This is a genomic window from Enterobacter sp. PL_is511, from assembly GCF_055816065.1.
Genome location: NZ_JBVPGP010000021.1, coordinates 293,514 through 316,121, shown reverse-complemented (window position 1 = coordinate 316,121; position 22,608 = coordinate 293,514). Strand labels below are relative to the sequence as shown.

16 protein-coding genes are annotated in these 22,608 nt (G+C 58.6%); 12 read left to right on the top strand and 4 right to left on the bottom strand.

Features of this window, described 5'->3' with window-relative positions:
- The 5 genes from hscA to sseB all read left to right on the top strand — a co-directional run bounded on the left by hscA (position 1) and on the right by sseB (position 4,655).
- Positions 1 to 1,851: a Fe-S protein assembly chaperone HscA gene (gene hscA, locus AC0TN7_RS10800; RefSeq protein ID WP_473702149.1), complete on the top strand. Its 1,851-nt coding sequence runs from the start codon at positions 1 to 3 to the stop codon at positions 1,849 to 1,851.
- A 1-nt stretch (position 1,852) separates the two neighbouring features.
- The gene (gene fdx, locus AC0TN7_RS10795) at positions 1,853 to 2,188 is read left to right on the top strand and encodes an ISC system 2Fe-2S type ferredoxin (RefSeq protein WP_003860652.1); all 336 of its coding nucleotides are present in this window, start codon (positions 1,853 to 1,855) and stop codon (positions 2,186 to 2,188) included.
- Between the two features lies 1 nt (position 2,189).
- Positions 2,190 to 2,390, top strand: coding sequence for a Fe-S cluster assembly protein IscX (gene iscX, locus AC0TN7_RS10790; protein WP_003860650.1), 201 nt, complete (start codon positions 2,190 to 2,192; stop codon positions 2,388 to 2,390).
- Positions 2,391 to 2,450: 60 nt separating this feature from the next.
- Complete coding sequence (gene pepB, locus AC0TN7_RS10785; protein ID WP_157189590.1) at positions 2,451 to 3,737, top strand: aminopeptidase PepB; 1,287 nt, start codon at positions 2,451 to 2,453, stop codon at positions 3,735 to 3,737.
- A gap of 141 nt (positions 3,738 to 3,878) precedes the next feature.
- Positions 3,879 to 4,655, top strand: a complete 777-nt coding sequence (gene sseB / locus AC0TN7_RS10780; RefSeq protein ID WP_032648693.1) for an enhanced serine sensitivity protein SseB — start codon at positions 3,879 to 3,881, stop codon at positions 4,653 to 4,655.
- 17 nt (positions 4,656 to 4,672) lie between these two features.
- Here sseB and AC0TN7_RS10775 read toward each other — a convergent pair whose 3' ends face one another.
- The 4 genes from AC0TN7_RS10775 to AC0TN7_RS10760 form a co-directional block, all read right to left on the bottom strand.
- Positions 4,673 to 5,443 (bottom strand): MurR/RpiR family transcriptional regulator, encoded by a 771-nt coding sequence (locus AC0TN7_RS10775; RefSeq protein WP_473702148.1) that lies wholly within the window; start codon positions 5,441 to 5,443, stop codon positions 4,673 to 4,675.
- Positions 5,443 to 6,288, bottom strand: a complete 846-nt coding sequence (sseA, locus tag AC0TN7_RS10770) for a 3-mercaptopyruvate sulfurtransferase (protein ID WP_473702147.1) — start codon at positions 6,286 to 6,288, stop codon at positions 5,443 to 5,445. Before sseA ends, AC0TN7_RS10775 begins: the two co-directional genes overlap by 1 nt.
- A gap of 90 nt (positions 6,289 to 6,378) precedes the next feature.
- Positions 6,379 to 7,746 carry a 6-phospho-alpha-glucosidase gene (locus AC0TN7_RS10765; protein ID WP_167211940.1) on the bottom strand — a complete coding sequence of 456 codons (1,368 nt, stop codon included), beginning with the start codon at positions 7,744 to 7,746 and terminating at the stop codon, positions 6,379 to 6,381.
- A gap of 12 nt (positions 7,747 to 7,758) precedes the next feature.
- Entirely contained in the window at positions 7,759 to 9,303 is a 1,545-nt protein-coding gene (locus AC0TN7_RS10760; protein ID WP_473702146.1) for a PTS transporter subunit EIIC, read from the bottom strand.
- 286 nt (positions 9,304 to 9,589) lie between these two features.
- Here AC0TN7_RS10760 and AC0TN7_RS10755 point away from each other — a divergent pair, with 286 nt between their 5' ends.
- From AC0TN7_RS10755 to hisS, 7 genes are all read left to right on the top strand, one after another.
- Entirely contained in the window at positions 9,590 to 14,542 is a 4,953-nt protein-coding gene (locus AC0TN7_RS10755; RefSeq protein WP_473702145.1) for an alpha-2-macroglobulin family protein, read from the top strand.
- Position 14,543: 1 nt separating this feature from the next.
- Positions 14,544 to 16,868 carry a peptidoglycan glycosyltransferase PbpC gene (gene pbpC / locus AC0TN7_RS10750; RefSeq protein WP_473702144.1) on the top strand — a complete coding sequence of 775 codons (2,325 nt, stop codon included), beginning with the start codon at positions 14,544 to 14,546 and terminating at the stop codon, positions 16,866 to 16,868.
- A 156-nt stretch (positions 16,869 to 17,024) separates the two neighbouring features.
- Positions 17,025 to 17,456, top strand: coding sequence for a nucleoside-diphosphate kinase (gene ndk, locus AC0TN7_RS10745; RefSeq protein WP_003860625.1), 432 nt, complete (start codon positions 17,025 to 17,027; stop codon positions 17,454 to 17,456).
- Between the two features lie 169 nt (positions 17,457 to 17,625).
- Positions 17,626 to 18,792 carry a dual-specificity RNA methyltransferase RlmN gene (gene rlmN, locus AC0TN7_RS10740; protein WP_014171168.1) on the top strand — a complete coding sequence of 389 codons (1,167 nt, stop codon included), beginning with the start codon at positions 17,626 to 17,628 and terminating at the stop codon, positions 18,790 to 18,792.
- Positions 18,793 to 19,085: 293 nt separating this feature from the next.
- Entirely contained in the window at positions 19,086 to 20,099 is a 1,014-nt protein-coding gene (gene rodZ / locus AC0TN7_RS10735) for a cytoskeleton protein RodZ (protein WP_048991328.1), read from the top strand.
- Between the two features lie 26 nt (positions 20,100 to 20,125).
- Positions 20,126 to 21,244 (top strand): flavodoxin-dependent (E)-4-hydroxy-3-methylbut-2-enyl-diphosphate synthase, encoded by a 1,119-nt coding sequence (gene ispG / locus AC0TN7_RS10730; protein ID WP_023308814.1) that lies wholly within the window; start codon positions 20,126 to 20,128, stop codon positions 21,242 to 21,244.
- Positions 21,245 to 21,324: 80 nt separating this feature from the next.
- Complete coding sequence (hisS, locus tag AC0TN7_RS10725; protein WP_023333028.1) at positions 21,325 to 22,599, top strand: histidine--tRNA ligase; 1,275 nt, start codon at positions 21,325 to 21,327, stop codon at positions 22,597 to 22,599.
- The last annotated feature ends 9 nt before the right edge of the window (positions 22,600 to 22,608 follow it).

Genomic DNA, 22,608 nt, shown 5'->3' with positions numbered 1-22,608 from the left:
ATGGCCTTATTACAAATTAGTGAGCCTGGCTTAAGTGCCGCACCGCACCAGCGTCGTCTGGCGGTGGGTATTGACCTGGGCACCACCAATTCCCTCGTGGCGACCGTGCGCAGCGGCCAGGCGGAAACGCTGGCTGACGAGCAGGGCCGCCATCTGCTGCCTTCCGTGGTCCACTACCAGCAGCAGGGTCACGCGGTCGGCTATGACGCCCGCGCCAACGCCGCGCGCGATCCGGCCAACACCATCAGCTCCGTCAAGCGCATGATGGGCCGCTCGCTGGCCGATATTCAGACCCGCTACCCGCATCTGCCGTATCAGCTGCAGGCCAGTGAAAACGGCCTGCCGATGATCGCGACCGCGGCCGGTCTGCTGAACCCGATTCGTGTTTCTGCTGACATTCTCAAAGCGCTGGCGGAGCGCGCTACGGCAACGCTCGGCGGCGACCTGGACGGCGTGGTGATCACCGTTCCTGCGTACTTTGACGATGCACAGCGTCAGGGCACCAAAGACGCCGCGCGTCTGGCGGGCCTGCACGTGCTGCGTCTGCTGAACGAACCGACGGCGGCGGCGATTGCCTACGGCCTCGACTCCGGTCAGGAAGGGGTCATTGCGGTTTACGATCTCGGCGGCGGTACCTTTGATATCTCAATCCTGCGCCTGAGCCGTGGGGTATTTGAAGTGCTGGCAACCGGCGGGGATTCCGCGCTGGGTGGCGATGACTTCGACCATCTGCTGGCGGACTACATTCGCGAGCAGGCGGGCATCAGCGATCGCAGCGATGCCCGCGTACAGCGCGAGCTGCTGGATGCGGCTATTGACGCCAAAATCGCCCTGAGCGATGCGCAGACGGTTACCGTAAACGTTGCGGGCTGGCAGGGTGACATCACCCGCGACCAGTTCAGCGATCTGATTGCCCCGCTGGTGAAACGCACCCTGCTGGCCTGCCGTCGCGCATTGAAAGATGCGGGCGTTGAGGCGAACGAGGTGCTGGAAGTGGTCATGGTAGGCGGTTCGACCCGCGTGCCGCTGGTGCGCGAGCGCGTGGGCGAATTCTTTGGCCGCACGCCGCTGACTTCCATCGACCCGGACAAAGTGGTTGCCGTGGGCGCCGCAATCCAGGCCGATATTCTGGTCGGCAACAAGCCGGACAGCGAAATGCTGCTGCTGGACGTCATCCCGCTGTCGCTGGGGTTAGAAACCATGGGCGGCCTTGTGGAGAAAGTGATCCCGCGTAACACCACCATTCCGGTGGCGCGCGCGCAGGAGTTTACCACCTTCAAAGACGGCCAGACCGCGATGTCCATCCACGTAATGCAGGGCGAACGCGAGCTGGTGCAGGACTGCCGCTCTCTGGCGCGCTTTGCGCTGCGCGGTATCCCGGCGCTGCCTGCGGGCGGGGCGCATATTCGCGTCACCTTCCAGGTGGATGCCGACGGCCTGCTGAGCGTCACGGCGATGGAAAAATCCACCGGCGTGGAATCGTCCATCCAGGTGAAGCCGTCCTACGGCCTGACCGATGGCGAAATCGCCTCTATGATTCAGGACTCAATGAGCTACGCCGAGCAGGATGTGAAGGCGCGTATGCTGGCCGAACAGAAAGTTGAAGCCGCACGCGTGCTGGAGAGCCTGACCGGCGCGCTCGCTGCCGACGCCGCGCTGCTCAGCGCCGCTGAGCGTCAGGTGATTGACGAAGCCGCCGCGCGCTTAAGCGTGGTCGCTGAAGGCAATGACTCTGACGCAATAGAAGAAGCCATTAAAAACGTTGATAAACAAACCCAGGACTTTGCTGCTCGCCGCATGGACAAATCTGTCCGCGTCGCGCTGAAAGGCCAGTCCGTGGACGAGGTTTAATATGCCAAAGATTGTAATTTTGCCTCATGCGGACCTCTGTCCGGATGGCGCTGTTCTGGAAGCGAAGACCGGTGAAACCATTCTCGATGTTGCCCTGCGTGCAGGTATCGAAGTGGAACACGCCTGTGAAAAATCCTGTGCCTGCACCACCTGCCACTGCATCGTGCGTGAAGGTTTTGACTCTCTCGCCGAGAGCACCGAAGACGAAGACGACATGCTGGATAAAGCATGGGGTCTGGAGCCAGACAGCCGCTTAAGCTGCCAGGCTGCGGTGACTGATGAAGATCTGGTCGTGGAGTTCCCACGCTACACCATCAACCACGCACGCGAGCATTGATATGGGACTGAAGTGGACAGACAGCCGTGAAATCGGCGAAGCGCTCTACGACGCGAACCCGGATCTCGATCCGAAGACCGTACGATTCACCGACATGCACCAGTGGATCTGCGATTTAGAGGATTTCGACGACGATCCAAACGCATCCAATGAAAAAATTCTGGAGGCGATTCTGTTAGTCTGGTTAGATGAAGCAGAATAAATAACAAAACGGGCTGCCTTCAGGCGGCCCGTTTGCTAGTTGCTAATAAGGAAAAATAAAATGACCGAAGCGATGAAGATTACGCTCTCTACGCAGCCCGCCGACGCGCGCTGGGGCGAGAAAGCCAGCTACAGCATCAACAACGACGGTATTACCCTGCACCTGACGGGCAACGATGATTTGGGCCTGATCCAGCGCGCCGCGCGTAAAATTGATGGCCTGGGCATTAAGCATGTCTCCCTGGAAGGCGAAGGCTGGGACACCGACCGCAGCTGGGCATTCTGGGCAGGCTACAAAGGCCCGAAAGGCACCCGCAAAATTGAGTGGGCAAACCTTGATGCCGCTGGTCAGAAAGAGCTTGAAAGCCGCCTGCAAATTATCGACTGGGTGCGCGACACCATCAACGCCCCGGCGGAAGAGTTAGGCCCTGAGCAGCTGGCGCAGCGCGCGGTTGACCTGCTGTGCGGCGTGGCGGGCGACAAGATGTCCTACCGCATCACCAAGGGTGAAGACCTGCGCGAGCAGAACTACATGGGTATCCATACCGTGGGCCGTGGTTCTGAGCGTCCACCGGTGCTGCTGGCGCTGGACTACAACCCAACCGGCGATAAAGACGCTCCTGTCTTTGCCTGCCTGGTAGGTAAAGGCATCACTTTCGACACCGGCGGCTACAGCCTGAAGCAGAGCGCGTTCATGGACTCCATGAAGTCCGACATGGGCGGCGCGGCCACCATCACCGGCGCGCTGGCGTTTGCGATTACCCGCGGTCTGAACAAGCGCGTGAAGCTGTACCTGTGCTGCGCGGACAACATGGTGAGCGGTAACGCCTTCAAGCTGGGCGACATCATTCGCTATCGCAACGGCAAAAACGTCGAAGTGATGAACACCGACGCCGAAGGCCGTCTGGTGCTGGCCGATGGCCTGATCGACGCGTCTGCCCAGAAGCCAGAGCTGATTATCGATATGGCGACCCTGACCGGCGCGGCGAAAACCGCGCTGGGTAACGACTACCATGCGCTGTTCAGCTTCGACGACAAGCTGGCCGCTCGCCTGCTGGCCAGCGCCGCTGCTGAAAATGAACCGTTCTGGCGTCTGCCGCTGGCCGAGTTCCACCGCAGCCAGCTGCCGTCCAATTTTGCCGAGCTGAACAATACCGCCAGCGCGGCGTACCCGGCGGGAGCAAGCACCGCGGCAGGCTTCCTGTCTCACTTCGTTGAGAATTATCATGAAGGCTGGCTGCACATCGACTGCTCCGCAACGTATCGTAAAGCCGCGGTTGAGCAGTGGTCTGCGGGCGCAACCGGTCTGGGTGTGCGTACCGTGGCGAACCTGCTGACGGCTGAGTAATCTTTTTAGCCGGGTGGCGCTACGCTTACGCGCGCCTTCGGAGTCATCATATTGCCCGGCGGCGCTGCGCTTGCACGGGCCTACGGTTTTGTAGGCCGGGTAAGCGAAGCGCCACCCGGCGTTTTTTGAAGTAGCCAAACTATGTCAGATACCAAAAACGAATTAGAAACCCTGCTGGAGCAGGCTGCGACCGAGCCCGCCCACCGTCCGGCTTTTTTCCGCACGCTGCTGGAATCCACCGTCTGGGTGCCGGGCACCGCGGCGGAAGGTGAGCAGGTTGTCGAAGACAGCGCGCTGGATCTGCTGCACTGGGAGAAAGATGACGGCACGTCGGTGATCCCGTTCTTTACTTCGCTGGAAGCCCTGCAGGAAGCGGTAGAAGACGAACAGGCGTTCGTGGTAATGCCGGTGCGTACCCTGTTTGAAATGACGCTGGGCCAGACGCTGTTCCTCAACGCTAAATTGCCGACCGGGAAAGAGTTCACGCCGCGTGAAATCAGCCACCTGATAGGTGAAGAGGGCAACCCACTCAGCACCCAGGAAGTGCTTGAAGGGGGCGAAACGCTGCTGCTGTCTGAGGTGGCCGAGCCGCCCGCGCAGATGATTGATTCCCTGACGACGCTGTTCAAAACGCTCAAGCCCGTCAGGCGCGCGTTTCTCTGCTCTATCAAAGAGCGCGCGGACGAAAAGCCGGTGCTGTTGATCGGTATTGAAGCCGATGGCGATTTCGACGAGATCGTTCAGGCGGCGGGCAGCGTGGCGACCGACACGCTACCGGGCGATGAGCCGATTGATATCTGTCAGGTGAAAAACGGTGAGAAGGGCATCAGCCACTTTATTACCGAGCACATCACCCCATTCTACGAGCGTCGCTGGGGCGGCTTCCTGCGCGATCTCAAAACCAACCGCATCATCTGATTACGGCGGGGTGAATGTCACCCCGTTGCTTCCAGCAGCAGTAAATCCATCAGCAGCACCAGATTCGACTCAAACGACGTCACCCCTGCGGCTTCGGCGGCGTAGTGTACCGCTTCGTCATAGAGCGCAAAGTGAACGTCGGCCATCTCCGCCAGCGTGTTGGCCGAGGCGCGGGTAAACGCGACGATGGTCATGCCGACGTTTTTGGCAATCCGCGCTTTATCCAGCACCTGCTCCGTTTCGCCACTGCGCGAGACGGCAATAAACACCTGATAGCGCGCGGCGTTGCTGAGGAAAATATTCCGGCTGTCCCCCGGCCCGGAGATAAACGCCGTTTTGCCCAGCACCTGTAGCTTCTTGGTCAGGTACTCCGCAAAGAGATAGGAAAACCCAGCCCCGTAGAGAAAGAAGCTCTCTTTCTGGCGCAGCAGATCGGCAAACTGCTGTCGCTTCTCCTGCGTGACCCACTGAAAGGTGTGCTGATAGTTGGCGATAAACTGATTAAACAGCACCGGGAGTTCAGGACGCGATTGCCCCTGAACGGCAATATGCGGCGTGTCGGAGAGCAACTGCTTGCAGTGCCAGATAAACTCGCTAAAGCCGCTGAACCCCAGCTTCTGGCACAGCCGCATGATGGTGGCGGTAGAAACAAACGTCTCCTGAGCAAGCTCTCGCACTGTGATGTTGCCCACCAGCAGCGGATGCTCCGTGAGGTGGGCGAGGACGCGATACTCCGCGCGGGTCAGCGATGCCCCGCGCGTTAACAGCGTGGCCAGGCGGTTATCCATTATTTCGCGGGTTCGACAGGCAGATCGTCTCGCGCACCCCATTCGCTCCAGGCGCCGTCGTAGAGCGTGACGTCGTTTACGCCGAGCGTGGCGAGCGCCAGGATCGCCACGCAGGCTGTGACGCCGGAGCCGCAGCTGGCAATAATCGGACGATGTAAATCCACGCCAGCACGGTCAAAAATGGCGCGCAGCTCGTCGGTGGTTTTCAGCTCGCCCTCAAACACCAGGTCGCCCCACGGCACGTTCAGCGCGCCCGGAATATGTCCACGCTTCAGCCCCGGACGCGGTTCATCCGCTTGGGCATTGAAGCGTGGAGCAGGGCGGGCATCGACGATTTGCGCCGTTTTTTCATGGCTCACGACCAGCACGTCGGTCAGGCGTTTTACCACATGGGTGTCAAAGGTCGCGTCGAATTCACCTTCCGGCAGCGTTACGTCGCCCTGCTGAAGCGGCAGCTCGTCGCGCTTCCAGCCCGCCAGCCCGCCGGCAAGAATCGAGACTTTTTCCACGCCGAAGTTTTTCAGCATCCACCACGCGCGCGGCGCGGAGAAGAGGTTACCTTCATCATAGACAACGAGGTGTTTGTCTTTGCTGATCCCCAGCTCGCGCATCGCCACTGAAAACGCTTCCGGGCGCGGCAGCATGTGCGGCAGGGGAGAGGTGTGATCGGAGAGGGCTTCAATATCAAAAAATACCGCACCCGGCAGATGCCCGGCACGGTATTCACCGGGCACGTCACGATGCTCTTGTCCCGGAGGGGCCATACGCGCGTCGATAATCTGAACTTCCGGATCGTCGCCGTGCTCAATCAGCCAGTCGGCAGCGACAAAATATGAGGTGGACATGGGTTGCCTCCATTCTTTTCCGTAAAAAAGGATTGTCGGTGTTTTTTCTGACACCGACAAGCAAACCACGTTCAACTCGCGAGCAAGCCCCTATTTTTTCACCGGTTCGCCGTCCTGCCAGGCTTTTTGCAGCGCTGGCCAGTAGTCGCGGTTGGCCTCAATCATCTCATCCAGAATGGCTTTTGCATGTTCCATGGTCGGCACGGTGCGGTTGAGGGTGAATGCCTGCAGGGCTTTCTCATAGCTGCCTTCGATAGTCGCCTCCACCAGCAGCTGTTCAGAGGCGAGCTGCTGTTGCAAAAGGGTCTGATGGAATAGCGGCACCTGACCGATGCGGATCGGTTCCGGGCCCTCGGAGGTGATATAAGCGGGAACTTCCACCACCGCATCGTACGGCAGGTTGGTAATCGCCCCGCGGTTTTCCACCATCACCAGATGGCGGCTTCGCAGGTTAAAGGCCAGCGAGCAGGCCACATCGACGATAAACTCGCCGTGGACGCCCACATGGAAGGCATCCGGTAAAATTCCGGTGCGTTGATATTCTTCAGCGGCGGCGAACAGCTTTTTCTCGCGCCCGTCCATCACTTCATTAGCGCGGGTATAGTCCGGGTTCTGGTGCGCCACAATCTGGTTCGGCATCAGGTAATACTGCAGATACGGGTTCGGCAGATACTCGGGGAAATTGTCCATGATCGGCTTGATGTTGCGCCAGGTTTTCACCCAGGAGGGGTCAGAATGCTGCGGATCGGTTTTAGCCGCATCTTCCGTCAGCAGGCCAAACTTAGCGATATGCTTACGCAGCGCCGGGAGCTTGTCTTCGCCGTCCACCAGCACGCGGGTAAACCAGCCGAAGTGGTTCAGGCCGAAGTAGTCCACTTCCAGCCTGCGGCGATCGACACCCAGAATCGCCCCCATATTGCGCATGGCGGCCACCGGCATATCGCAGATGTTCAGCACCCGCGCATTTGGCCGCAGACGGCGCACGCCCTCCGCGACGATCGCCGCCGGGTTGGAGTAGTTCACGATCCAGGCTTTTTCATGCGCGTAGCGATCGACCAGATCGATAAGCTCCACCATCGGCAGGATCGTGCGCAGGCCGTAGGCCAGCCCGCCGGGGCCGCACGTTTCCTGGCCCACCACGCCGTGACGCAGCGGGATCTTCTCATCCTGCTCGCGCATCTTATACTGACCGACGCGCATCTGGGCAAAGACGAAATGGGCGCCGCTGAAGGCCACTTCCGGGTCGCTGGTGACGGTAAATTTGATGTGCTGACTGTGGTCGCGAATGACCTTCTCGACGACGGGCGCAATGGTGTTCTGACGCGCCTCGTCGATATCGTACAGGCGAATTTCGGCCAGCGGGAAATCCTGGAGGCGCACCATCAGGCTTTTCACAATGCCCGGCGTGTAGGTGCTGCCGCCGCCGGCAATCGACAGAATGAATGGGGGTGTAAACATCTTTAGCTCCTTTCAGAGAAACGTCTCAACGGCTTCTCGCATTTTTTTGACATGCAGCCCATAGACCACCTGAACGTTGTTACCTTGTTTGATAATCCCTTTCGCGCCGGTCGTCTTCAGACGCGGCTCGTCGATAATGGCGACGTCCTTTACCGTGACGCGTAAGCGGGTGTAGCAGTTGTCCACCACTTCAATATTTTCCCGGCCGCCCAGCCCCACCACGATGGACTCGCCCAGATCGTCGTTATTGCCCTTCGCCTGGTACTCCTGCTTGCTGTAGAGGCGCGTCTCCTGGTCCTCATCTTCACGGCCCGGCGTTTTCATGTTGAAGCGCAGGATCAGGAAGCGGAACACCACGAAGTAGAGGGCGAACATGATCAGCCCGACCAGGATGTACATCGGCCAGTTGGACTTCTCCGTGCCGAGCGGCAGGTTGTAGAGGATGAAGTCGATAATCCCGTTGGCGCCGATGGCGTGAACGCCCAGCAGGGAGAACAGCATCATGCCGATGCCGGTCAGCACCGCGTGCACCACGAACAGCAGCGGGGCGACGAACAGGAAGGAGAATTCAATCGGCTCGGTGACGCCGACCAGCAGCGAGGTCAGCGCCGCCGGGATCAGAATCGCTTTGGCCGCCGCTTTACGCTCTGGCCTGGCAGTCATATACATCGCCAGCGCGGCGGCAGGCAGGCCGAACATCTTGCTGATGCCGCGCGCATCCCACACCACGGTGCTGCTGAGCTGCTTCACGTCCGGGCAGGCCATCTCGGCGAAGTAGATATTGCGCGCGCCCTGATAGGTCGCGCCGCACACCTCCTGCGTGCCGCCCAGCTCGGTATAGAGGAACGGCGTATAAACCAGATGGTGCAGTCCGGTGGGGACCAGAATGCGTTCCAGGAAACCGTAGATTGCCACGCCAAACGGCCCGGAGCCTTTGATGGCCAGCGCCAGGGTGCTAATGCCGTGCTGGGCAAACGGCCACAGTTCGCTCATCACCACACCGAGCAGCATGGAGACGGGGAGCATGACGATAGCGACAAAACAGTGGCCGGAGTAAATCGCCATCGCGCCGTTAAACTGTACGCCGGAGTATTTGTTGTACAGATAGCCGGAGAGCGCACCGGTCAGGATCCCGGCAAAAACGCCCATCTCCAGCACCTGCACGCCCAGCACCATGGTTTGTCCGGCCGCTTTCATCTGAGCAGCTGGCGCCAGCGCGCCCTGCAGCTGCAGCGTGACGTTCATGGCGTTGATGAATACGACAAAGGTCACCAGACCAATCAGCGCGGCATAGCCTTTATCGCGCGTCGCCAGACCAATCGGGATCCCTACGGCAAACACCAGCGCCAGGTTCACCAGCACCGACACGGCAGATTTCGCGATAAGCTGACCAATATGCTGAATCAGGGGATGGCCAAGAAACGGCAGATACTCCGCGAGATTACCGTTACCCAGCACGTTACCAAAGGCGATAAACAGACCGACGATCGGTAAGATAAGTACCGGTCCGTACAATGATTTTCCGAAATTTTGTAGGGCGTTCACGGCTCGTTTCATGGCTTTCTCTCTTATTGAACCGCGCACTCGGGGTGCGTCATGGTCATAAAACTAGCAGTCTTCAGGCGCGCTTATCCAGCTATCTTCTTGTTTTAAAAACAAATGACGTAAAAGGTTACATGTGACGTTATGTGCTGTGATCGCGGTTCCATCACGGCGTAGCGGTGTGTTGCCATTCTGCGAGGCGCTTTCCAGATTCTAAAATTGGACTTTTTGAATTAATGAAACTTGCGGATAATACTTATCCGGACGACGACCAACAGGCTCCATGGGCCAGGGACAAAGGATGAAACCGTTTCGCTTAGCCGCGCTCTCTCTTGCGCTGCTTACCACGTTTACGCTTGTCGGCTGTGATAACAGCGACGATAAATCTCATGCTGCGGCTCCCGCGGCATCCACCGCATCCACACCGAAAGCCGCGGAAAAGCCAAATGCTGAAACGCTGGCTAAGCTCGCCGCCCAGAGCCAGGGAAAAGCGCTGACCCTGCTGGATACCTCTGAAGTTCAGCTCGACGGTGCCGCCACGCTGGTGCTGACATTCTCGGTTCCGCTGAATCCCGATCAGGATTTCGCGAAAACCGTGCACGTCGTGGATAAAAAAAGCGGCAAGGTTGACGGGGCGTGGGAACTTGCGCCTAACCTGAAAGAGCTTCGCCTGCGCCATCTTGAGCCCAACCGCAACCTGGTCGTCACCGTTGAACGGGGCCTGCAGGCGCTGAACAAGGCGACGTTCGGCATTGATTATGAGAAAGCCCTGACCACCCGGGACGTTGAACCCACCGTTGGTTTTGCCAGCCGCGGCTCGCTGCTGCCGGGTAAGGTGGTGGAAGGTCTGCCGGTGATGGCGCTCAACGTCAACAATGTTGACGTCAACTTCTACCGCGTGAAGCCGGAATCGCTGGCCTCTCTTGTCAGCCAGTGGGAGTACCGTAACTCGCTGACCAACTGGGAGTCCGATAACCTGCTGAAGATGGCGGAGCTGGTTTACACCGGTCGATTCGATCTTAATCCGGCGCGCAATACGCGGGAAAAATTGCTGCTGCCTCTGAAGGATATTAAACCTCTCCAGCAGTCTGGCGTTTATATTGCGGTCATGAACCAGGCCGGGCACTACAACTACAGCAACGCCGCGACGCTCTTTACCTTAAGCGATATTGGACTGTCCGCTCACCGTTATCACAACCGCCTGGACATCTTCACCCAGAGCCTGGAAAACGGTGCGGCGCAGTCCGGCGTCACCGTCACCCTGTTGAACGACAAAGGGCAGACGCTTGCCGAAGCGAAAAGCGACGGCGATGGCCACGCAAAGCTTGAGACCGACAAAGAGGCCGCGCTGATCCTGGCCAGTAAAGATGGCCAGACCACGCTGCTCGATCTCAAGCTGCCGGCTCTTGATCTGGCGGAGTTTGATATCGCGGGGAGCCCGGGCTACAGCAAGCAGTTCTTTATGTTTGGCCCACGCGATCTCTACCGCCCGGGTGAAACGGTGATCCTCAACGGTCTGCTGCGCGACAGTGACGGTAAGCCACTTCCGGATCAGCCTGTGAAGCTCGACGTGCTGCGTCCGGATGGACAGATCGCGCGTACGATTGTCGTCAAGCCAGAGAACGGTCTCTATCGCTTCAACTATCCGCTGGACAGCGGGGCGCAGACCGGTATGTGGCATATCCGCGCCAACACCGGCGATAACCTGCAGCGCCTGTGGGACTTCCACGTCGAAGACTTCATGCCAGAGCGCATGGCGCTCAACCTGAGCGGACAAAAAACGCCGGTTTCACCGCAGGATAACGTGGACTTTAACGTGGTGGGCTATTACCTGTATGGCGCTCCGGCCAACGGTAATTCTCTGCAGGGCCAGCTCTTCCTGCGTCCGCTGCGTGACGCGGTGGCAGCGCTGCCGGGCTTCCAGTTTGGCGATATCGCCGAGGAGAACCTGAGCCGCAGCCTGGATGAGGTGCAGCTTACGCTGGATGAGCAGGGGCGTGGACAGGTTTCTACCGAAAGCCAGTGGAAAGAAGTGCACTCTCCGCTGCAGCTGATCCTGCAGGCCAGCCTGCTGGAGTCCGGCGGCCGTCCGGTAACGCGTCGCGCTGAGCAGGCCATCTGGCCGGCGGCTGAGCTGCCGGGTATTCGCCCTCAGTTCGCCAGCAAGGCCGTTTACGACTACCGCACCGATACCACCGTCAACCAGCCGATTGTTGACGAGAACGGCAACGCCAGCTTCGATATCGTTTTTGCCGATGCCAGCGGCGCGAAAAAAGCGGTGTCCGGTTTACAGGTTCGCCTGATCCGCGAGCGCCGTGACTACTTCTGGAACTGGTCTGAGAGCGAAGGCTGGCAGTCTCAGTTCGATCAGAAAGACCTGGTTGAAGGCGAGCAGGAGCTGACGCTCAAGGCCGACGAAACGGGTAAAGTCACCTTCCCGGTGGAGTGGGGTTCATACCGTCTGGAGGTGAAAGCGCCTGATGAGATGGTCAGCAGCGTGCGCTTTTGGGCAGGGTATAGCTGGCAGGATAACAGCGACGGCACCGGGGCTGCGCGCCCTGACCGCGTGACGCTGAAGCTGGATAAGCCAGCCTATCAGCCGGGTGACACCATCAACCTGCACATTGCCGCGCCAGCCGCAGGCAAGGGCTATGCGATGATCGAGTCCAGCGAAGGGCCGCTGTGGTGGAAAGAGATCGACGTACCGGCAAACGGGCTTGATCTTGCTATCCCGGTCGACAAAGCCTGGAAACGTCACGATCTCTACCTGAGTACGCTGGTGGTACGGCCTGGGGATAAATCCAAATCCGCCACGCCGAAGCGCGCGGTTGGCCTGCTTCATCTGCCGATGGGCGACGAAAATCGCCGCCTGAATATTGCGCTTGATAACCCGCAGAAGATGCGTCCAAACCAGACGCTCTCGGTGAAGGTGAAAGCCAGCGTGAAAGAGGGGGCCGTGCCGCAGAAGGTGAACGTTCTGGTCTCGGCGGTGGACAGCGGCGTGCTGAACATTACCGATTACGTCACGCCGGATCCGTGGCAGGCTTTCTTTGGTCAGAAGCGCTACGGCGCGGATATTTATGATATCTACGGCCAGGTCATTGAAGGGCAGGGCCGTCTGGCCGCGCTGCGCTTTGGTGGCGATGGGGATGAACTGAAGCGTGGCGGCAAACCGCCGGTGAACCACGTCACCATCATTGCCCAGCAGGCGCAGCCGGTCACGCTGGATGCCAACGGGGAAGGCACGATTACACTGCCGATTGGTGATTTCAACGGCGAGCTGCGTCTGATGGCGCAGGCCTGGACGGAAGACGATTTCGGCAGCAGTGAAAGCAAGGTTATTGTGGCCGCGCCGGTCATTACCGAGCTGAATACCCCGCGCTTCCTGGCAAGCGGAGATACCTCGCGACTGACGCTGGATATCACCAACCTGACCGACAAGCCGCAAACGCTGAACGTTGCCCTGACCTCTACCGGCAAACTGGTGCTGGAAGGCGCACAGCCGCAGCCGGTTCAGTTGCCGCCAGGTGCGCGCAGCACGCTGTTTATTCCGGTGCGCGCACTGGACGGTTATGGTGACGGTGAAGTGACCGCGCAGGTGACCGGCCTGCAGCTTCCGGGCGAGACCTTCGCCCCGCAGCAGAAGAGCTGGAAAATCGGCGTGCGTCCGGCGTTCCCGGCGCAGACGGTCAATACCGGTGCCATGCTGAACCCTGGCGAATCCTGGACCGCACCGGTGCAACACAGCAAAGGTTTCTCTCCTGCCACCCTGCAGGGGCAACTGCTGCTGAGCGGTAAACCACCGCTCAACCTGGCGCGCTATATTCGCGAACTGCAGGCCTATCCGTACGGATGCCTGGAGCAAACCACCAGCGGACTGTTCCCGTCGCTCTACACCAACGCGGCGCAGCTTACTGCACTTGGCATCAAGGGCGACACCGATGACAAGCGCCGTGCAGCGATTGATATTGGCATCTCCCGTCTGCTGCAGATGCAGCGTGAAGACGGCGGGTTCGCGCTGTGGGATAAAAACGGTCCGGAAGAGTACTGGCTGACGGCCTACGTGACCGACTTCCTGGTGCGCGCGGGCGAGCAGGGTTACAGCGTGCCTGCCGATGCAGTGAATAACGCCAATAGCCGCCTGCTGCGCTATCTGCAGGATCCGGGCATGATGTCCATTCGCTACAGCGACGATACTCAAGCCAGCAAGTTCGCTGTGCAGGCCTATGCCGCACTGGTACTGGCACGTCAGCAAAAAGCGCCGCTGGGCGCGCTGCGTGAAATCTGGGATCGTCACGGACAGGCGGCTTCCGGTCTGCCGCTGATGCAGCTGGGCATGGCGCTCAAACTGATGGGCGATGCGCCGCGCAGCCAGCAGGCGCTGGACCTGGCACTTAAAACGCCGCGTAACGACAGCAAAAACTGGATGGCCGATTATGGCAGCCAGCTTCGCGATAACGCGCTGATGCTCTCTCTTCTCGAGGAGTACAAGCTACTGCCGGATGCGCAAAATACGCTGCTGAATGCCCTGTCTGAACAGGCCTTCAGCCAGCGCTGGCTGTCAACGCAGGAGAGCAACGCGCTGTTCCTGGCAGGACGTTCGTTGCAAACCTTGTCCGGTACATGGCAGGCGAAAACCTCTCTGTCTGAGACCGCATCAGGCGGCGATAAGTCACTGGTGCAAAACGTGAACGGCGACCAGCTTGGCGCGCTGCAGGTCACCAATACCGGAACGACACCGCTGTGGGTGCGTCTGGACAGCACCGGTTACCCTGACTATGCCCCTCAACCGAGCTCGAACGTGCTGCAGGTTGAACGTCATATCCTGGCAACCGATGGCAGCAGTAAATCGCTCTCTTCCCTGAAGAGCGGCGAACTGGTGCTGGTGTGGCTGGAAGTTAAAGCCAGCCAGAACGTGCCGGATGCGCTGGTGGTGGATCTCCTCCCTGCGGGTCTGGAGCTGGAAAACCAGAACCTGGCAAGCAGCAGCGCCAGCCTGCAGGACAGCGGTAGCGAAGTGCAGAACCTGCTCAGCCAGATGCAGCAGGCGGATATTCAGCATATGGAATTCCGCGATGACCGCTTTGTGGCTGCCGTGCCGGTAAACGAAGGTCAGCCGGTCACGCTGGTCTATCTGGCCCGTGCCGTGACGCCAGGAACCTACCAGGTGCCGGTTCCGATGGTCGAGTCTATGTATGTGCCGCAGTGGCGGGCAACGGGGGCGGCCAGTGGCCCGCTGATTGTTGTTCCGTAATATGCGAATGGCACGTTTGACACGCTCCCGCTGGCTGTGGCTGGCGGGAGCGCTTCTCGTTTTATGGGGGCTGATTGTCATCGCCGACCGCCTGTGGCCGCTGCCTCTGAAAGAGGTTAACCCCGCCCGGGTGGTGGTGGATGAGAAGGGCACGCCGCTCTGGCGCTTTGCGGACAGCGACGGGATCTGGCGCTATCCGGTGACGATCGAAGAGGTCTCTCCCCGTTATCTTGAGACGCTGATCCAGTACGAAGATCGCTGGTTCTGGGATCACCCCGGCGTAAACCCGCTCTCTGTCCTGCGCGCCGCCTGGCAGGATCTCAGTTCTGGCAAAGTCGTTTCTGGCGGCAGTACGCTGACCATGCAGGTGGCACGCCTGCTGGACCCGCATCCGCGCACCTTTGGCGGCAAAATTCGTCAGCTCTGGCGGGCGATGCAGCTGGAGTGGCACCTCTCTAAACGCGACATCCTGACGCTCTATCTCAACCGCGCGCCGTTTGGCGGTACGCTGCAGGGCGTCGGGGCGGCAAGCTGGACGTATCTGGGCAAGCCGCCGTCGCAGCTCAGCTATTCCGACGCGGCGCTGCTGGCGGTGCTGCCGCAGGCACCGAGTCGTTTACGCCCGGATCGCTGGCCTGAACGGGCCGAAGCGGCGCGCAATAAAGTGCTCGACCGCATGGCGACGCAGGGCGTCTGGTCCGCAAAGCAGGTCAAAGAGTCCCGTGAAGAATCAGTATGGCTGGCGCCCCGGCAGATGCCGCAGCTGGCGCCGCTCTTTGCGCGCATGATGCTCGGTAAAAGTCGCGACACGAAAATTGTCACCACGCTGGATGCCGGGCTACAGCGGCAGCTGGAAGAGCTGGCGATGAACTGGAAATCCCGCCTGCCGGCACGCAGCTCGCTGGCGATGATCGTGGTCGATCATACCGATATGAAAGTGCGCGGCTGGGTCGGATCGGTGGATATTAACGATGACAGTCGTTTTAGCCACGTGGATATGGTCAATGCGATCCGATCCCCGGGATCGGTGTTGAAGCCCTTTATCTACGGTATGGCGCTGGACGATGGCCTGATCCATCCCGCCTCGCTGCTCCAGGACGTTCCCAGAAAAACCGGTGATTATCGCCCCGGGAATTTTGACAGCGGGTTCCACGGACCGGTCAGTATGAGTGAAGCGCTGGTGCGTTCCCTCAACCTGCCCGCGGTACAGGTACTGGAAGCCTACGGGCCTAAACGTTTTGCCGGGATGCTGAGCAACGCGGGCTTGCCGCTGATCCTGCCCGCGGGGGCCCAGCCGAATCTCTCCCTGATCCTCGGCGGGGCAGGCGCGCGGCTGGCAGATATCGCCGCGGCCTACAGCGCTTTTGCCCGACACGGTAAGGCGGGAAGGCTGCGCCTGCAGCCGGACGATCCGCTGATTGAACGTCCGCTGGTATCACCAGGCTCGGCGTGGATTATTCGCCGTATTCTGGCCAATGAAGCGCAGCCGCTACCGGATAATGCGCTACCGCAGGTTGCGCCCCTGGCGTGGAAAACCGGCACCAGCTACGGCTACCGTGATGCCTGGGCCATCGGTCTGAATGCCCGCTACGTGATTGGCATCTGGACCGGACGACCGGACGGCACGCCGGTGGCGGGGCAGTTTGGTTTCGCCAGCGCGGTTCCGCTATTAAACCAGGTCAATAACCTGCTTCAGTCGCGCTCAACGGTAGACGAAGCCCGCCTGCCTCGCGATCCGCGTCCGGAGAGTGTCGGGCGGGGCGTGATCTGCTGGCCGGGTGGCCAACCGCTGCCGGAAGGCAGTGAAAACTGTCGACGTCGCCTGTCGACCTGGCTTCTGGAAGGCAGTGAACCGCCCACGCTGCTGTTGCCGGAGCAGGAAGGCATACGCGGCATTCGTTTCCCGGTCTGGCTGGATAACACGGGTAAACGTGTGGCGGCAGATTGCCCTGATGCAACTGAAAAAGTCCTGGATGTCTGGCCGCTACCGCTGGAACCGTGGCTGCCCGTAACCGAGCGTCGCGCGGTACGGATCCCGCCTTCATCAACAACCTGTCCTCCGCTGTCGCAGGACGCACCTGCGCCACTCATCCTGACAGGCGTACGCGAAGGGGCCGTTATCAAACGTCTGCCGGGTGAAGCCCGCGTTTCGCTGCCGCTTCAGGCGACCGGCAACAGCGGTGAGCGCTGGTGGTTTTTGAACGGTGAACCGCTGAGTGTGAAGGGAAGGGTTTACACATTACAGCTTGATAAGTCGGGCGATTATCAGTTACTCGTTATGGATGAGACCGGGCAGGTCGCGACGGTGAATTTTACGCTGCAGTGATCTGAAAACAGCTTTCAGATGTGAGCTGTTGCTAAAACTCGTCTTATTTTAAAAAAATGTTACCTGAATCCATAGGCAATGGTGCCATTGCTCATTATAATCCGCGCCACACCATACTCAGGTATGCAAAACAACAGAACATTGACAGAGGTTATCATGGCTATTGAACGTACTTTTTCCATCATCAAACCAAACGCGGTGGCAAAAAACGTTATTGGCAGCATCTTCGCTCGCTTTGAATCTGCAGGGTTCAAAATTGTTGGCACCAAAATGCTGCACCTGACCGTTGAGCAGGCTCGCGGCTTCTATGCAGAGCACGAAGGTCGTCCATTCTTTGACGGCCTGGTGGAGTTCATGACCTCCGGTCCAATCGTGGTATCCGTGCTGGAAGGCGAAAACGCAGTACAGCGTCACCGCGACCTGCTGGGCGCAACCAACCCGGACAACGCGCTGGCCGGTACTCTGCGCGCTGACTATGCGGACAGCTTCACCGAGAACGGCACCCACGGTTCTGACTCTGTTGAATCTGCTGCACGCGAAATCGCTTTCTTCTTCGCAGAAGGCGAAGTGTGTCCACGTACCCGTTAATTTAACGGTTTCGTTTACACATTATTTTCGTAAATGCCGCGTCCAGACGTGGCATCCCTGCGCCAGACTTTGTACAATGCAACGCCCCGGACGAGCAGACCGCTTTCCGGGGCGTTTCTATTCAACCCTCCATGGGCCATAACGTGTAACAACGAGGCCGGAAAATATTATGTCTGAACTAGTGAATACCTCCGAAGTCGCCATTCCTGCGGTTCCCAATAAAAATGGAAAAATCAACCTGCTGGATCTGAACCGTCAGCAGATGCGCGAGTTCTTTAAAGAGATGGGCGAAAAGCCGTTTCGTGCCGATCAGGTCATGAAGTGGATGTACCATTACTGCAGCGACAATTTTGATGACATGACTGACATCAACAAGGTCCTGCGCAACAAGCTCAAAGAAGTGGCTGAAATCCGCGCACCGGAAGTGGTGGAAGAGCAGCGCTCCGCAGATGGCACCATCAAATGGGCGATTGCGGTCGGCGATCAGCGCGTTGAAACTGTCTACATCCCGGAAGAAGACCGCGCCACGCTGTGCGTCTCCTCTCAGGTTGGCTGTGCGCTGGAGTGCAAATTCTGCTCAACCGCGCAGCAAGGCTTTAACCGTAACCTGCGCGTGTCAGAAATTATCGGTCAGGTCTGGCGTGCCGCGAAAATCGTGGGCGCGGCAAAAGTGACCGGCACGCGTCCTATCACCAACGTGGTGATGATGGGGATGGGTGAGCCGCTGCTGAACCTGACCAACGTCGTTCCGGCGATGGAAATCATGCTGGATGACTTTGGCTTTGGTCTGTCCAAGCGTCGCGTCACGCTGTCTACCTCAGGCGTTGTGCCTGCGCTGGACAAGCTTGGCGACATGATTGACGTTGCGCTGGCGATCTCCCTGCACGCGCCAAACGATGAAATTCGTGACGAAATTGTGCCGATCAACAAAAAGTACAATATCGAAACCTTCCTCGCTGCCGTACGTCGCTACCTGGAGAAATCCAACGCCAACCAGGGCCGCGTGACCATCGAGTACGTGATGCTGGATCACGTCAACGACGGCACCGAACATGCGCATCAGCTGGCTGAACTGCTGAAAGATACGCCGTGCAAAATCAACCTGATCCCATGGAACCCGTTCCCGGGCGCGCCGTATGGCCGTAGCTCGAACAGCCGTATCGACCGTTTCTCCAAGGTGCTGATGGAGTATGGTTTCACCACCATCGTGCGTAAAACCCGTGGTGACGACATTGATGCCGCATGCGGACAGCTGGCAGGTGATGTCATTGACCGTACTAAACGTACCCTGCGTAAACGCATGCAGGGCGAGACGATCGCGGTTAAAGCTGTTTGATTATTATGCACTCGCGGCGCATTATCTGCGCCGTGAAGCATAACCTTACTGAATAATCAGTCAGATTCGTGATGACTGATCAATAATTACGGTGCGTTTCATTCGACTTTCGGGCAGTATGTAACGACGTAACAACAGTTTAGCCGTACGGGCAGGGCTGTACTGTCATCTCCGGGCTGACAGTCTTATACTCTCTGTTCAAGGTTAACTGACCAGAAGTTTCGCGGTGCGGGTGGCATTGTGACTCACCGGCGCCTGAACCCTTATTTTTCACGTACCAGTAGTTGTAGCGAATGAATACTGAAGCCACTCACGACCAACATGAAGCACTCTCCACTGGCGTTCGTCTTCGCAACGCCCGTGAACAACTCGGACTCAGCCAGCAAGCCGTTGCGGAACGCTTGTGCCTGAAGGTTTCCACGGTTCGCGATATTGAAGAAGATAAGGCGCCTGCCGATCTGGCTTCAACGTTCTTGCGCGGTTATATCCGCTCTTACGCAAAACTGGTGCACATCCCCGAAAACGAATTACTGCCAATGATGGAGAAGCAGGCGCCGGTCCGTGCAGCAAAAGTTGCGCCGATGCAGACCTTCTCCCTGGGGAAACGTCGTAAAAAACGTGATGGCTGGCTGATGAGCTTTACCTGGCTGGTGCTGTTTGTGGTCATCGGTTTGACCGGTGCATGGTGGTGGCAAAACCACAAGGCGCAGCAGGAAGAGATCACCACCATGGCCGATCAATCCTCCGCCGAACTCAACCAGGCCGGAAGTGAGAACGGCCAGAGCGTGCCGCTGAATACCGACGGCGCAGCGTCCTCCAGCGAGCCACAGACCGCAGTGCCAGACGCGTCGGCGACCGGTGCAGCACAGACCCCGGCAGCAACGGCTAACACCGCTGCGCCGCAGGCTCAGGATCAAAACGCGGTTGTTGCCCCTTCTCAGGCTAATGTTGATACGGCGGCGAACGCGCCTGCGGCTACCCAGCCTGCAGACAATAGCGCAGCGACTCTGCCAACCAGCCCGGCGGGTACGGCGACAGCAGCCGATCCCAACGCGCTGGTGATGAACTTCAGCGCCGACTGCTGGCTGGAAGTAACTGACGCGACAGGTAAAAAACTGTTCAGCGGCCTGCAGCGCAAAGATGGCACGTTAAACCTAACCGGCCAGGCTCCTTATAAACTTAAAATCGGCGCTCCGGCAGCGGTACAGATCCAGTATCAAGGAAAACCTGTCGACCTGAGCCGCTTTATCAGAACTAACCAGGTTGCACGTCTTACCGTTAATGCCGAACAATCAGCAGCACAGTAACAGACGGGCAACGCGGGAGATTTTTCATGCATAACCAGGCTCCGATTCAACGTAGAAAATCGAAACGGATTTACGTTGGGAATGTGCCAATCGGCGATGGGGCACCTATCGCCGTTCAGTCGATGACCAACACGCGCACCACCGATGTGGAAGCGACGGTCAATCAAATCAAAGCATTAGAACGTGTAGGCGCGGACATTGTTCGCGTCTCCGTCCCAACCATGGATGCCGCTGAGGCGTTCAAACTGATCAAACAGCAGGTCAGCGTTCCGCTGGTGGCTGATATCCACTTCGACTACCGCATCGCACTGAAAGTGGCCGAATACGGCGTCGATTGCCTGCGTATTAACCCGGGCAACATCGGTAACGAAGAGCGTATCCGCATGGTCGTGGACTGCGCCCGGGATAAAAATATTCCTATCCGTATTGGCGTTAACGCCGGTTCACTGGAAAAAGATCTGCAGGAAAAATACGGTGAGCCTACGCCGCAGGCGCTGCTCGAATCCGCGATGCGCCACGTCGATCATCTCGATCGTCTCAACTTCGATCAGTTCAAAGTCAGCGTAAAAGCGTCCGACGTGTTCCTTGCCGTAGAATCTTACCGCCTGCTGGCAAAGCAGATCGATCAGCCTCTGCACCTCGGGATCACCGAAGCGGGCGGCCTGCGTAGCGGCTCGGTAAAATCCGCGATCGGTCTGGGGCTGCTGCTCTCTGAAGGGATCGGTGACACCCTGCGCGTCTCGCTGGCGGCCGATCCGGTCGAAGAGATCAAGGTCGGCTTCGATATCCTGAAATCACTGCGTATTCGCGCGCGTGGGATCAACTTCATTGCCTGCCCAACCTGTTCGCGTCAGGAGTTTGATGTGATCGGGACGGTAAATGCCCTGGAGCAACGTCTGGAAGACATTATCACCCCGATGGACGTCTCCATCATCGGCTGCGTGGTGAACGGTCCGGGTGAAGCACTGGTGTCAACCCTGGGCGTGACCGGCGGTAACAAGAAAAGTGGTCTCTATGAAGATGGCGTTCGTAAAGATCGTCTGGATAATAGCGACATGATCGACCAGCTTGAAGCCCGCATCCGTGCGAAAGCCGCCATGATGGACGAAACACAGCGTATCAGCGTTCAGCAGGTTGAAAAATAACGTGATGGGAAGCCGCGAGCTTCCCATGTATGATTGAACCCATTCTTTGGGTTTTTTTTGTATATAGAAAGAGAATAAACGTGGCAAAAAACATTCAAGCCATCCGCGGCATGAACGATTATCTGCCTGGCGAAACCGCCATCTGGCAGCGCATTGAAGGCACACTGAAGCAGGTGCTCGGCAGCTACGGTTACAGCGAAATCCGTTTGCCGATTGTAGAGCAGACCCCGTTATTCAAACGCGCGATTGGTGAAGTCACCGACGTGGTTGAAAAAGAGATGTACACCTTTGAGGACCGCAACGGCGACAGCCTGACCCTGCGTCCGGAAGGGACGGCGGGCTGCGTACGCGCCGGCATCGAACATGGTCTTCTGTACAATCAGGAGCAGCGCCTGTGGTATATCGGCCCGATGTTCCGCCACGAACGTCCTCAGAAAGGTCGTTATCGCCAGTTCAATCAGCTGGGTGTGGAAGTCTTTGGTCTGCAGGGCCCGGACATCGACGCCGAACTGATTATGCTGACCGCCCGCTGGTGGCGTGCGCTCGGTATCGCCGATCACGTTTCCCTTGAACTGAACTCTATCGGTTCTCTGGAAGCTCGCGCTAACTACCGAGATGCGCTGGTTGCGTTCCTGGAACAGCATAAAGAGAAGCTGGACGAAGACTGCAAGCGTCGCATGTACAGCAACCCGCTGCGTGTTCTGGATTCCAAAAACGCGGATGTTCAGGCACTGCTGAACGATGCGCCTGCGCTTGGCGACTACCTGGATGAAGAATCTCGCGAACACTTCGCGGGCCTGTGCAAGCTGCTTGAAGCGGCAGGCATCGCCTATACCGTGAACCAGCGCCTGGTGCGCGGTCTGGACTACTACAACCGTACCGTGTTTGAGTGGGTGACCAGCAGCCTCGGCTCTCAGGGCACCGTATGCGCGGGCGGCCGTTATGACGGTCTGGTTGAGCAACTTGGTGGTCGCGCAGCGCCTGCTGTGGGCTTTGCTATGGGCCTTGAGCGACTTGTTTTGCTGGTTCAGGCAGTTAATCCGGAATTTAAAGCAGAATCCGTTGTCGATATATACCTGGTGGCCTCAGGCGCGGAAACGCAGTCTGCGGCGATGCAGCTTGCCGAACGCGTGCGCGATGCGCTGCCGGGCGTTAAGCTGATGACCAACCATGGCGGCGGCAACTTCAAAAAACAGTTTGCTCGTGCCGATAAGTGGGGCGCAAGTATTGCACTGGTGCTGGGCGAGTCCGAAGTGGCTAACGGCGAAGTGGTGGTGAAGGACCTGCGCTCTGGTGAGCAGACAACGGTAACGCAGGACGGCGTTGCGGCGCACTTGCGCACTCTATTGGGCTAAGGAGAAGGA

Coding starts and splice junctions, on each gene's coding strand:
- hscA (WP_473702149.1), top strand. CDS start 1: ATGGCCTTATTACAAATTAGTGAGCCTGGCTTAAGTGCCGCACCGCAC.
- fdx (WP_003860652.1), top strand. CDS start 1,853: ATGCCAAAGATTGTAATTTTGCCTCATGCGGACCTCTGTCCGGATGGC.
- iscX (WP_003860650.1), top strand. CDS start 2,190: ATGGGACTGAAGTGGACAGACAGCCGTGAAATCGGCGAAGCGCTCTAC.
- pepB (WP_157189590.1), top strand. CDS start 2,451: ATGACCGAAGCGATGAAGATTACGCTCTCTACGCAGCCCGCCGACGCG.
- sseB (WP_032648693.1), top strand. CDS start 3,879: ATGTCAGATACCAAAAACGAATTAGAAACCCTGCTGGAGCAGGCTGCG.
- AC0TN7_RS10775 (WP_473702148.1), bottom strand. CDS start 5,443: ATGGATAACCGCCTGGCCACGCTGTTAACGCGCGGGGCATCGCTGACC.
- sseA (WP_473702147.1), bottom strand. CDS start 6,288: ATGTCCACCTCATATTTTGTCGCTGCCGACTGGCTGATTGAGCACGGC.
- AC0TN7_RS10765 (WP_167211940.1), bottom strand. CDS start 7,746: ATGTTTACACCCCCATTCATTCTGTCGATTGCCGGCGGCGGCAGCACC.
- AC0TN7_RS10760 (WP_473702146.1), bottom strand. CDS start 9,303: ATGAAACGAGCCGTGAACGCCCTACAAAATTTCGGAAAATCATTGTAC.
- AC0TN7_RS10755 (WP_473702145.1), top strand. CDS start 9,590: ATGAAACCGTTTCGCTTAGCCGCGCTCTCTCTTGCGCTGCTTACCACG.
- pbpC (WP_473702144.1), top strand. CDS start 14,544: ATGCGAATGGCACGTTTGACACGCTCCCGCTGGCTGTGGCTGGCGGGA.
- ndk (WP_003860625.1), top strand. CDS start 17,025: ATGGCTATTGAACGTACTTTTTCCATCATCAAACCAAACGCGGTGGCA.
- rlmN (WP_014171168.1), top strand. CDS start 17,626: ATGTCTGAACTAGTGAATACCTCCGAAGTCGCCATTCCTGCGGTTCCC.
- rodZ (WP_048991328.1), top strand. CDS start 19,086: ATGAATACTGAAGCCACTCACGACCAACATGAAGCACTCTCCACTGGC.
- ispG (WP_023308814.1), top strand. CDS start 20,126: ATGCATAACCAGGCTCCGATTCAACGTAGAAAATCGAAACGGATTTAC.